This is a genomic window from Bradyrhizobium sp. (genome assembly GCF_017881085.1).
GTDB lineage: Bacteria > Pseudomonadota > Alphaproteobacteria > Rhizobiales > Xanthobacteraceae > Bradyrhizobium.
Window position 1 is genome coordinate 1 of record NZ_JADGRI010000165.1, and the last position, 11549, is coordinate 11549.

Annotated in this window: 12 protein-coding genes; 7 read left to right on the forward strand and 5 right to left on the reverse strand. The window is 63.5% G+C overall.

Annotation, left to right across the window (positions count from 1 at the left end):
- Positions 1-23: 23 nt before the first annotated feature.
- Positions 24-557 carry a MarR family transcriptional regulator gene (locus tag QZ213_RS16390; protein WP_291687138.1) on the reverse strand — a complete coding sequence of 178 codons (534 nt, stop codon included), beginning with the start codon at positions 555-557 and terminating at the stop codon, positions 24-26.
- Between the two features lie 133 nt (positions 558-690).
- Here QZ213_RS16390 and badH point away from each other — a divergent pair, with 133 nt between their 5' ends.
- From badH to aliA, 4 genes are all read left to right on the forward strand, one after another.
- Positions 691-1458 carry a 2-hydroxycyclohexanecarboxyl-CoA dehydrogenase gene (gene badH / locus QZ213_RS16395; RefSeq protein ID WP_291687139.1) on the forward strand — a complete coding sequence of 256 codons (768 nt, stop codon included), beginning with the start codon at positions 691-693 and terminating at the stop codon, positions 1456-1458.
- Between the two features lie 43 nt (positions 1459-1501).
- Positions 1502-2284, forward strand: a complete 783-nt coding sequence (gene badI / locus QZ213_RS16400) for a 2-ketocyclohexanecarboxyl-CoA hydrolase (RefSeq protein WP_291687140.1) — start codon at positions 1502-1504, stop codon at positions 2282-2284.
- Positions 2285-2357: 73 nt separating this feature from the next.
- Positions 2358-3509 (forward strand): cyclohexanecarboxyl-CoA dehydrogenase, encoded by a 1152-nt coding sequence (gene aliB / locus QZ213_RS16405; protein WP_291687141.1) that lies wholly within the window; start codon positions 2358-2360, stop codon positions 3507-3509.
- 32 nt (positions 3510-3541) lie between these two features.
- Complete coding sequence (gene aliA, locus QZ213_RS16410; RefSeq protein WP_291687142.1) at positions 3542-5185, forward strand: cyclohexanecarboxylate-CoA ligase; 1644 nt, start codon at positions 3542-3544, stop codon at positions 5183-5185.
- Between the two features lie 31 nt (positions 5186-5216).
- Here the strand turns inward: aliA and gor are convergent, their stop codons facing one another.
- Genes gor through rpiA form a run of 3 tightly spaced genes read right to left on the reverse strand, consistent with a single transcriptional unit; the run spans position 5217 to position 7865 of the window.
- Positions 5217-6602, reverse strand: a complete 1386-nt coding sequence (gor, locus tag QZ213_RS16415; protein WP_291687143.1) for a glutathione-disulfide reductase — start codon at positions 6600-6602, stop codon at positions 5217-5219.
- Positions 6603-6630: 28 nt separating this feature from the next.
- Positions 6631-7143 (reverse strand): DUF2059 domain-containing protein, encoded by a 513-nt coding sequence (locus QZ213_RS16420; protein ID WP_291687144.1) that lies wholly within the window; start codon positions 7141-7143, stop codon positions 6631-6633.
- Between the two features lie 23 nt (positions 7144-7166).
- Entirely contained in the window at positions 7167-7865 is a 699-nt protein-coding gene (gene rpiA / locus QZ213_RS16425) for a ribose-5-phosphate isomerase RpiA (protein ID WP_291687149.1), read from the reverse strand.
- 293 nt (positions 7866-8158) lie between these two features.
- On the opposite strand from rpiA, the gene gph reads away from it, so the two are divergent.
- Positions 8159-8845: a phosphoglycolate phosphatase gene (gene gph / locus QZ213_RS16430; protein ID WP_291687145.1), complete on the forward strand. Its 687-nt coding sequence runs from the start codon at positions 8159-8161 to the stop codon at positions 8843-8845.
- Between the two features lie 58 nt (positions 8846-8903).
- Here the strand turns inward: gph and QZ213_RS16435 are convergent, their stop codons facing one another.
- On the reverse strand, positions 8904-10142 hold the full coding sequence (locus QZ213_RS16435) for a cation:proton antiporter (protein ID WP_291687146.1): 1239 nt from the start codon (positions 10140-10142) through the stop codon (positions 8904-8906).
- Positions 10143-10418: 276 nt separating this feature from the next.
- On the opposite strand from QZ213_RS16435, the gene QZ213_RS16440 reads away from it, so the two are divergent.
- Both QZ213_RS16440 and QZ213_RS16445 read left to right on the forward strand, forming a co-directional pair.
- On the forward strand, positions 10419-10874 hold the full coding sequence (locus QZ213_RS16440) for a hypothetical protein (protein ID WP_291687147.1): 456 nt from the start codon (positions 10419-10421) through the stop codon (positions 10872-10874).
- A 124-nt stretch (positions 10875-10998) separates the two neighbouring features.
- A partial coding sequence (locus tag QZ213_RS16445; RefSeq protein WP_291687148.1) for a radical SAM protein occupies positions 10999-11549 on the forward strand: 551 nt, incomplete at its 3' end.

The following is an 11549-nucleotide window of genomic DNA, read 5'->3' on the forward strand; positions in this document are numbered from 1 at the left end:
AGCGAGGCGGCGCAAGGCGGACGTCAATCCGCCTGATCCTCGTCCTGGCCGTTGAGCTGTTCGCTGTCCAGCCGCTTCATGTTCTCGAGTATCTTGAGCAGGTAATGCAACGCGTGCGCGGTGTCGTTGATCGAGAAATCGGTGAGGATTTCTTCGTAGTAGGCGCGGATCTTGGGCTGGGCCAGCACCTGCCAGACGTGCCGGCCGGACAAGGTCATGGTCACGATCCGGGAGCGCCGGTCGCGGGTGTCGGAGGCGACTGATATGTGCCCGTCCCGCTCCATGCGACTGACCAGCCCCGCCAGATTCTGACGGCTCACCATCAAATATTTGGCGAGCTCGCCGATTCCCATGCCGGCATGCGCCTCGTCGCGGGACAGCGCGCCGAGTACCGCCCATTGCTGCGTCGTCAGCCCCTCCGCCTCGACCGCGCGGCTTCCGGTCTTATGCAACATATTGGCGCATTGATAGAGCCGGAAGAACAACCGGTTGGCCAACTCCATCCTGGCTTCGTCCTTGGATCTCCGCACCTTCGGCTTCTTGTCTGAATTTTTCATGGCAAACCATCTTGCACCGGAAAGGATATTATGACAACATGTTGCTATAAATAGACGGAGCCGGCAACCCATTTGGCCTAAAGCCGGCAGCGCAGCAAGCCGGGCCGAGCCCGGCATCGACACGGGAGGCGTCATGAAGCGTTTCGACAACAAGACCGTCGTCGTCACCGGCGGCGGCGGCGGCATCGGCGGCGCGACCTGCCGGAGGTTTTCCAGCGAAGGCGCGCGCGTCGCCGTTTTCGACCTCAATCTCGAGGCGGCCGAGGAGGTCGCCGCCGCCATCCGCACCGGCGGCGGTACCGCCGCGGCGATCCGCTGCGACATCACCGACCGCGCGAGCGTCGATGCCGCTGTGGCTGCGGCGGAATCCAAACTCGGGCCGATCGATGTGCTCGTGAACAACGCGGGCTGGGACATCTTCCGCCCGTTCATCAAGACCGAACCGGCACAATGGGAAAAGCTCGTCGCCATCAACCTGATCGGCGCCCTGCACATGCATCACGCGGTGCTGCCCGGCATGGTCGCGCGCAAATCCGGGCGTATCGTCAACATCTCGTCGGACGCCGCGCGCGTCGGTTCGTCCGGCGAAGCGGTGTATGCCGCGTGCAAGGGCGGAATTGTCGCGTTCTCCAAGACGATCGCGCGCGAGCACGCCCGTCATGGCATCAACGTCAACGTGGTGTGCCCCGGCCCGACCGATACCGCGCTGTTTGCCGACTACAAGGAGGGCGCCGGCAATCCGGAAAAGCTGGAGGAAGCCTTCCGCCGCTCGATCCCGCTCGGCCGCATCGGCCAGCCCGACGATCTGCCGGGCGCCATCCTGTTCTTTGCAAGCGACGACGCGAGCTATGTGACCGGCCAGGTGCTGAGCGTGTCCGGCGGATTGACGATGAACGGCTGATCGGGCCCCTCGCCCGCCCCCCTTAATCCTTGGGAGAAAACCTATGGAATTCGAAGACCTCATCTACGAGATCCGCAACGGCGTAGCCTGGATCATCATCAACCGCCCGGAGAAGATGAATTCGTTTCGCGGCAAGACCTGCGACGAACTGATCAAGGCCCTTTACAAGGCCGGCTACGACAAGGACATCGGCGCCATCGTGCTCGCCGGCGCGGGCGATCGCGCGTTCTGCACCGGCGGCGACCAGTCGACGCATGAGGGCAATTACGACGGAAGGGGCACGATCGGCCTGCCGATGGAAGAATTGCATGCGGCGATACGCGACGTGCCGAAGCCGGTGATCGCGCGCGTGCAGGGTTATGCGATCGGCGGCGGCAACGTGCTGTGCACGATATGCGACCTGACGATCTGCTCGGAGAAGGCCATTTTCGGCCAAGTCGGCCCCAAGATGGGCTCGGTCGATCCCGGTTACGGCACGGCGTTTCTGGCGCGGGTGGTCGGCGAAAAGAAGGCCCGCGAGATGTGGTACATGTGCCGCCGCTACAGCGGCCAGGAGGCGGTCGCGATGGGCCTCGCCAATACCTGCGTGCCGCACGACCAGCTCGACGCCGAGGTCCAGAAATGGGGCGAGGAACTGTGCGAGCGCAGCCCGACGGCGATCGCGATCGCCAAACGCAGTTTCAACATGGACACCGCGCATCAGGCCGGCATCGCCGGCATGGGGATGTATGCGCTCAAGCTTTACTACGACACCGAGGAATCCCGCGAAGGCGTCAAGGCGCTGCAGGAGAAGCGTAAACCGGACTTCCGCAAGTTCACCAAGTAGCAAGAGGCAACGAACCGCAATCAAGATCGCCGTCAGGCGGCTCGGCGGTCCCAAGTCAGAGGGAGGCAGGCAGGTGAACCCGTATCTGAACGAGGATCTCGTCGCGCTCGGCGACCAGGTTAGGCGCTTTGCGGCTGCGCGCATCGCTCCGGGATACCAGGAGCGTGACCGGACGCGCGTGCTCGATCGCGCCTTGATGAAGGCGATGGGCGACATGGGATTCATCGCGCCCGAGCTGCCGGAGGAATTCGGCGGTCTCGGCATGGGCTCGCTCGCAGCCGGCGTCATCCATGAAGAGGTCGCCCGTGCCGACCTCAGTATTTCCTACATCAATCTCTTGGCCTCGCTGAATGGCCAGATCCTGTGCCATCACGGCCGCCCGGATGTGGTGCGCCCATGGCTCTCCCGGCTGACGCGCGGCGAGGCGCTGCTGGCGATCGCGCTGACCGAACCGCGCGGCGGTTCCGACGCCGCCAATCTGCGGCTGCAGATCGAACGGATCGGCGACGAATACGTCGTCAACGGCGAAAAGACCTCGATTTCTGCCGCCGACCAGGCCGATGCCGCGGTGGTATTCGGCCGCACCGGAACGCCGGAATCCGGCGCTCATGGTGTCACCGCCCTGCTCGTTCCGATGGACCTGCCGGGCATCACGCGGAGCCGCTTCGATTGCCACGGCCAGCGTGCGATCGGACGTGGCTCGATTTTCTTCGAAAACGTTCGCGTGCCGGTGTCGCATCGCCTCGGCGAGGAGAACAAGGGCTTCGTGCAGGTGATGCAGGGGTTCGATTTCTCGCGCGCCTTGATCGGGCTGCAGGTTCTCGCCGTGGCGGGCGTCGCCCTGGAGGAGACCTGGGCCCATGTCGCGGAGCGGCAGGCGTTCGGGCAACCATTATCGGCCTTTCAAGGGGTGTCTCATCCGCTTGCAGAGCTCGAAACCCAGGTCAGGGCGGCACGTCTGCTTTGCCTGCAGGCGCTGTGGCTGAAGGACAATGGCGCGCCGCATAGCGCGGAGGCGGCCATGTGCAAGTGGTGGGCGCCCAAGCTCGCCTACGATGCCGTGCATCAATGCCTGCTGATGTTCGGCCACGGCGGCTACGACCGCGGGCCGATGGAGCAACGGCTGCGCGACGTGCTCGGCTTCCAGATCGGCGACGGCACGGCCCAGATCATGAAGACCATCATCGCCCGTGCCCGCGCCGGCCGTGCCGCGGTCCCTGCCTGAAAGACGCAACGAGCCTCAACCGGAGACGAACCATGGAATTCGATGCCGTTCTTCTGCCGCCGCGCCGCGCCGCGAGCATCGCGGGCGGATATTGGCACGATCGCACGATCAATGACGATCTCGACGCCTGCGTTGCCGCTTGTCCGGACAAGCTCGCTTTGACGTCGGTTCGCCTCGACTCCGGCGAGGTCCGCCGGTTTACCTACCGCGAGATTGCGACGCTGGCCGACCGGATCGCGGTCGGGCTGTCCCGCCTCGGCGTCGGGCGCAACGACGTCGTCGCCATGCAATTGCCGAACTGGTGGCAGTTCAGCCTGTTGTACCTCGCCTGTTCGCGCCTGGGCGCAGTCCTCAATCCGCTGATGCCGATCTTTCGCGAGCGCGAGCTCGGCTTCATGCTCGGGCATAGCGAGGCCAAGATCCTGGTCGTTCCCAAACTATTCCGTAATTTCGATCATGAAGCGATGGCGCGAAGCCTTCAGCCGCAGCTCCCGTCGCTGAAACGCGTCGTCGTCGTCGACGGCGGCGGCGCCGACGATTTCGATACGCTGCTGACCAAGCCGGAATGGGAGAAGGAGACCGATGCGCCCAATATCCTGGCGGCGAACCGGCCCGGCCCCGACGACATCACCCAGCTGATCTATACCTCCGGCACCACTGGCGAGCCGAAGGGCGTGATGCATTCGGCCAATACGCTGATGGCGAACATCATTCCCTATTCGCAACGCCTGAAGCTCGGCAAGGACGACATCGTTCTGATGGCGTCGCCTCTGGCCCACCAGACCGGCTTCATGTACGGCCTGATGATGCCGATCATGCTGCGGGCGAGCGTGATCCTGCAGGATGTCTGGGATCCGGCGAAGGCGACCGAAATCATCCGCCGAGAAGGCGTCACCTTCACGATGGCGTCCACCCCCTTCCTGACCGACCTCACGCGCGTGGTGTCGGAGACCGGCAAGGGCGTGCCGAGCCTGAAGACCTTCCTGTGCGCCGGCGCGCCGATTCCGGGACCGTTGGTCGAGCAGGCCCGCGCCACGCTCGGCGCCAAGATCGTCTCGGCCTGGGGCATGACGGAAAACGGCGCGGTCACCCTGATCAAGCTCGACGACGATGACAACCTCGCCTTCACGACCGACGGCTGCGCCCTGCCCGGCGCCGAGGTCAGGGTCGTCGACGCCGAAGGCAAGAGCGTGCCGCATGGAGAGATCGGCAGGCTCGTGGTTCGCTCCTGCTCGAACTTCGGCGGCTATCTGAAGCGCCCGCAATGGAACGGCACGGATGCCGACGGCTGGTTCGACACCGGCGATCTCGCGCGCATCGACGCAAGCGGCTATATCCGCATCAGCGGTCGCAGCAAGGACGTCATCATCCGAGGCGGAGAGAACATACCGGTCGTCGAGATCGAGGCGCTCTTGTACAAGCACCCTGCCGTTGCCCAGGTCGCCATTGTCGCCTACCCCGACGGACGGCTGGGCGAGCGTGCCTGTGCCGTCATCGTTCCGAAAACGGGTCAGACCATCGATTTTGCGGCCATGACGGAGTTTCTGAAGCTGCAGAAGCTCGCCTTGCAATACATTCCCGAGCGGCTTGTGGTGCGCGACGCCATGCCGGCGACGCCGTCCGGAAAAATCCAGAAATTCCGGCTGCGAGAAATGCTGCGGGAAGGCAACCTCTAACAATCCGCCTCGCGGCGTTCGCTCGACGACGCTACTCCGCCGCCTGACGCACATGGCGCGCGGTCGGCGTGCGCATGGTCACGAGCTCTTCGGCCGCGGTCGGATGGAGGGCCATGGTGGCGTCGAAATCGGCCTTGGTCGCCTTCATCTTGACGGCGATGCCGAGCAGTTGCACCATTTCGGCGGCACCGTCACCGACGATATGGCAGCCGACCACGCGGTCGGTGGTGGCGTCGACCACGAGCTTCATCAGCACCCGCGTGTCGCGGCCCGACATCGTCGCCTTCATCGGCCTGAAACTGGCCTTGTAGATATCGACGTGGCTGAACTCCACGCGCGCCTGGGTTTCCGTCAGTCCCACCGTGCCGACTTCCGGCTGGCTGAAGACAGCGGTCGGGATGTTGGCGTGATCGACCCGAACCTGCTGCTTGCCGAACACCGTATCGGCGAAGGCGTGGCCCTCGCGGATCGCGACCGGCGTCAGGTTGATGCGGTGGGTGACGTCGCCGATCGCGTAGATATTGTCCACCGAGGTCTTCGAGAAATGATCGACCGCGATCCCGCCATTTTCGGGATTGATGGCGACGCCGGCCTTCTCCAGACCGAGATTGGCGACATTGGGGTGCCGTCCGATCGCGAACATCACCTGGTCGGAGGCGACGCTCGAGCCGTTGGACAGATGCGAGGTGAATTCCTTGCCGTGCCTGTCGACCTTGTTGACCGTGCAGCCGGTGAGAATGGTGATGCCTTCCTTCTCCATCTCGGCGCGCACATGGCTGCGGACGTCCTCGTCGAAGCCGCGCAGGATGTTCTCGCCGCGATAGATCAGCGTCACGTCGGTGCCGAAACCGGCAAAGATGCAGGCAAATTCCAGCGCGATATAGCCGCCGCCCTGGATCACGATGCGCTTCGGCAGCGTTTCCAGATGAAACACCTCGTTCGAGGAGATCACGTGCTCGATGCCGGGTATCGCCTGCCCGTGATTTGGCGCGCCGCCGGTCGCGATCAGCACATATCCTGCCGTCACCGCCTCGCCGGTAGCGAGCCGCAGCGTATGCGGATCCTCGAACACCACGCGGGTCTTGGCGATGCGGGCGCCGGATTTTTCCACATTGGCGGTATAGGCGGCTTCCAGCCGCGCGATTTCCCTGTCCTTGTTGGCGATCAGGGTCGGCCAGTCGAAGGTCGCCTGGGGAATGGTCCAGCCGAAGCCCGCCGCGTCCTCGATTTCGTGCTGGATATGCGAGGCATAGACCATGAGTTTTTTCGGCACGCAGCCGCGGATCACGCAGGTGCCGCCCATCCGGTATTCTTCGGCGATCATCACCCGCGCGCCATGGCCGGCGGCGATCCGGGCGGCGCGAACCCCGCCCGAACCTCCCCCGATGACGAACAGATCGACGTCGAACTCAGCCATCCCGGTCTCTGCCGAAGCGATTAGCGGATCAGATCTGCTTGCCGCGCTTGCGCATCTCGGCGCGGAATTCGCCGTTGACCGTCTCGGCAAAAGTCTGGGCCCATTGATTCATGTAGCCCATGCTCTGCTGGATGGCCTTCGGTTCGGTCGTCAGGAGCTTCTGACCGAGCGGCGATTTGTAGAAGGTGACGAGATCCTTCAATTCCTGCTCGGTGAATTCGGTGGCGTAGATGTTGGCCATGCCGTCGCCGATTTCCTTCTCCTTGCCGGCGAGCTTCTGGGCGACGATCACGGCGACCTCGTTGAGGTCCTTCTGATAGTTGAGATTGGTCTGCATCAACTGGTTCTTGGTCTGCTCGACGATGTTGGGAACGGCAAGGGCGTACATCGCGCTCACGTTCTTCATCGCCAGGATCTCCTTGGCCGCCGCGATCGCCGCCGGCGAAGCCGGCTTGGGCTGCTGGGCCGCGGCCGGCAAGGCAGTCAGAGCCAGTCCCAGCGCCAAGCACGCGGCCGACATAATTCCCGATAGGCTCTTCATTCCAATTCTCCCAAATTGCGGCCTCATGGCCGATCAACAACGCGAATTCCCTGAGGGCCAGCCAGCATCGCGGTGCTGGCGAGACCGATGAACAGCCCGTGCTCGACGACGCCCGGTATGGCGGTCAACAGACCTGCCAGGCGTGGGGCATCGGTTATTCGCCCCAAATGAGCATCGACGATCCAGTGGCCGCCATCGGTGACAAAAACGTGGCCGTCCTTGCCCTTTCGGACCATCATTTGCCCGGAATTGCCGCTTTCCGCAAATGCCCTGCCGATCGCCCGTTGCGTCGCCGCCACGCCGAACGGAATGACCTCCACCGGTAGCGGAAAGCGGCCGAGCACTTCGACCCATTTGGACTCGTCGGCGATCACGATCATGCGATCCGAAGCCGCGGCAACGATCTTTTCCCGCAGCAAGGCGCCACCGCCGCCCTTGATGAGATTGAGCGAGGGGTCGATTTCGTCGGCGCCGTCGACTGTCAGGTCTAGCCGATCGACGTCATCCAGCGTGGTCAGCGCGATGCCGCACCGCTCCGCGTCGGCGCGGGTCGCTTCCGACGTCGGCACGCCAATGACACGGAGTCCGGCGCGGACCCGCTCGCCAAGCAGCTCGACGAAATGCTTCGCGGTCGAACCGGTGCCAAGCCCGAGCTTCATGCCGTCGCGCACATGCTCGAGCGCCCGCGCCGCCGCCTGCCGCTTCAATCCGTCCATATTCACTTGCAAAGGATGCCCCAAGAACTGCTTGCGGTGCCGCCGCCGATCGGACGACAGGCGACGTGTAAGGCGCCGCCTATCTAGCGTCGTTTTACGGTCAGGAATAGCGCTATCAGCGGCCGGATACGGCGACTTTGGGTTAACGGGTCACCCTGCCCGTCGCCGCCTGGACGGCCGCGAACCGCTCGTCTAACCTTTCGCGCATCTTCACGGCATCTCGGCAAGTCCCTGCCGGTTATGATAAATGCTGGTCATCCCTACTTGCATGATTGAACGCAGACCGATAGCGATTTTCGATGACCTCCGCCCGCACCGTTGTATTCGATCTTGACGGCACCCTCGTGGATACGGCGCCCGACCTGATCAACGCGCTCAACTTCGTTCTCGACCGCGAGGGCCTGCCCCCGGTCCCGCTCCATTCCGCGCGCAACATGATCGGCGCCGGCGCCCGCAGGCTGATCGAACGGGGCCTGGAACTGGAGGGCCGCTTCGCCAGTGTCGAAGACGTCACCCGGCTGACCGGCGACTTCATCGATTATTACGCTGCCCATATCGCCGAATTTTCCCGTCCGTTCGAAGGCCTGGAAGGCGCGCTCGACGATCTCCAGTCGCAGGGCTATCGCTTCGCGGTCTGCACCAACAAGCTCGAGTGGTTGTCGAAGCTCCTGCTGGAACAGCTCGGATTAAGCTCGCGATTTTCCGCGATCTGCGGCGCGGATACGTTCGGGGTTTCCAAGCCCGACCCGGCCATCCTGCAGCAGACGGTCGCGCGCGCCGGCGGCCACCTTCCGTCCACCATCATGGTCGGCGATGCCGGCCCGGATATCGGCGTAGCCCGCCGCGCCGGTATTCCGGTCATTGGGGTCGAGTTCGGCTATACCGACGTTCCGATCGCCGACCTTAAACCCGACCGGCTGATCAGCCACATGCGGGAACTGTCGGCTGCCGTGCAGAGCCTGACGCTTCAAGGAAATATCAAATAATCATATGATTCTATTGATTTATTTTTAAATACGTCGATTGCGATGCTAACTGCTGACCTCAATCTGCCTGCATGACTCCCAGCCTGCGGCCGAGCCACTCGGTGGTCGGCGCCTGGATCAGAATCGTCATCAGAATGGCGATGAAGGTGACTGACGCGATCATCTGGGCGCCAGGCGCTTTCATGCCCAGCAGCAGGCCGGCCAGTGCGCCGGGGATCACGCCAGTCTCGCGCGTCCAGCACATGAAGAGCATCTCGCTGATGCTCCACCGCGCGCGCCGATCGGACAGCGCGCACGCGAAAACAGTCACCGGCCGGGCAACCAGCATCAAAACCGTAACGACGGCCACGCCACCCCATAGATATCGGCCCATCAGGCCGAAATCGACCTGCGCACCGACCAGCATGAAGATGAACAACCGCATGATGAACGCGGTGGTCGAGACATATTCGTCGAGCTTTCGCGCCTCGCCGGCGTCCATCGCGAAACCGAACGATTCCTTGTTCCCGAGCACGATACCGAACACGAAAACCGCCATGAAGCCGCTGGCCTGCAAGCCGTCGGCGGCGAAATAGGCGCCGATCACGGCCACCAGTGTCACGACCGGTGCATACTCCGCGAGGAACGCAAGCCGTTCATGCGCGATCAACAGCGCTGCCAGGTAGCCAAGCGCGATGCCGGCGACAATGCCGATGGCGGATTGCTTGAGCAGATCGACCAATGCGGACGCCAGCGAAAACTCACCGGTCCCCATTGCCACCGCCAGCACGCCGAAAGTGACGATCGCGCCCATGGCATCGTTGAAGGCGGACTCGCTCATCACGGTTTGCGCGATGCGGTCGCGAATCCGAACCTGGCGGAAAATCGGCACCAGGGTCGCCGGATCGGTCGAGGCCAGGGTCGCACCCAGCAGCAAGGCCACGATCATGGGCACGCCGAGGATGAAATGGGCGGCCAGCCCGGTGATGGCGGCCGTGATGACCACACCGACCGTCGCAATTACGACAATGGTGATCCAGACCTGCTTCAGGACGTTGAATCGCAGCGAGGCGCCGCCATCGAAAAGAATGTAACTGGCGCCGAACAGCAGGATGATCTGGTTCAGCGCCGAATCCGCCTTGATGTCGATCAGGCCCAGCGCTTCCGGGCCAATCCCCATCCCGACGACCAGAAACACCGCCACATCGGGAATCCGCATCTTTTGCGCCAGCAGGCCGGTAAGGGTGCCGATGGCAAGGATCAGCCCGCAGGAAAGCAGCGTGTGCTTGGCGATCTCGATCGAGGCTGAAGTTTCCACGCGGTAGCCGATCAGTAGATGTTAATGACCCGGCGCGCCTGGCGATGGATCCGTCCCGACTATCCTAATATCTCCGTGAGGTTGGCAAGACCAGGTAACAAACCACCGTAACTCAGGCGACGGCCCAACTTGCTGGACGGTTACGGCGCTGCGAGACGCCCCGCGTTAACCATCAATTAACTATAAGAGCCCGTACCGTTGCGCTGCCATGCCGACGCTCTTATGGTCGAAACTGGGGATTGTGGCGGTTTGCCGCACTAGAATGACGGATGGGTCATGCGTCGTGTCATCGCGATTGCCGTAGCAGGGACGAGCCTGGCTGGCTGTTCCTCCTTTTCCCTGGACGCCTTCAGGCCGGCCCCACCCACCGTGCAGGTTCAGCTCGACTCGATACCTCCCGGCGCCGATGCCCTCACCTCCGTCGGGCCGGGTTGCAAGACCCCCTGCTCCGTCGCGCTGCCAGCCCCCGACTCCGGCTTCACGGTGAGCTTCACCCTGAACAAGTTCCAGCCGATGACCATCCCCGTGCAGGTCATTCGCGGCGATTCGACCGATCCTGCTTCGACGACATTGGATCCCAATCCGGTGGTCGCGCAGCTTCAGCCGGCCGGGCCGCCACCCAAGGCCGCCCGGAAGAAGGTCCTGAAGCCCAAGAAGCCGAAAGGCACGGCCGCAGCCCCCGCGGGATCGCCGTTCCCCGATCCGGCGCCAGGCAGCGCGCCCAGCCGCTGATTGCTTGCACCGCACCAATCGAGTTGCGGATTGTAGGCGGATTGCATCGTGCATAGATTGTGACTAACGCTGCGCCATGCCCTCATTGGGGCCGCAGTAACCAGCATCTTGCAAGGCGCATTGAATGAACGGCCCCGTGCCAAGTCCATCGCTGTCTTCTCCGATGACCGACCCGTTCGGCCGGACCATCAGCTATTTGCGGGTGTCGGTCACCGACCGCTGCGATCTGCGCTGCTTCTATTGCATGTCGGAAGACATGACGTTCCTGCCAAAGGCCGACCTGCTCACGCTCGAGGAACTCGACCGGCTTTGCTCGGCCTTCATCGCCAAGGGCGTGCGAAAGCTGCGGCTGACCGGCGGCGAACCGCTGGTGCGGCGCAACGTGATGTCGCTGGTCCGCTCGCTCTCGCGCCATCTTGGAACCGGCGCCCTCAACGAACTGACGCTGACGACCAACGGCTCGCAACTGGCGCGTTTCGCCGGCGAACTGGCCGACTGCGGGGTTCGCCGCATCAATGTATCGATGGATACGCTGGATCCGGCGAAATTCCGGGCGATTACCCGCTGGGGCGATCTCGACAAGGTGCTGGCCGGTATCGAGGCCGCGCGGGCGGCCGGTCTCTCTGTCAAGATCAACGCGGTGGCGCTGAAGAACCTGAACGAGGACGAAATCCC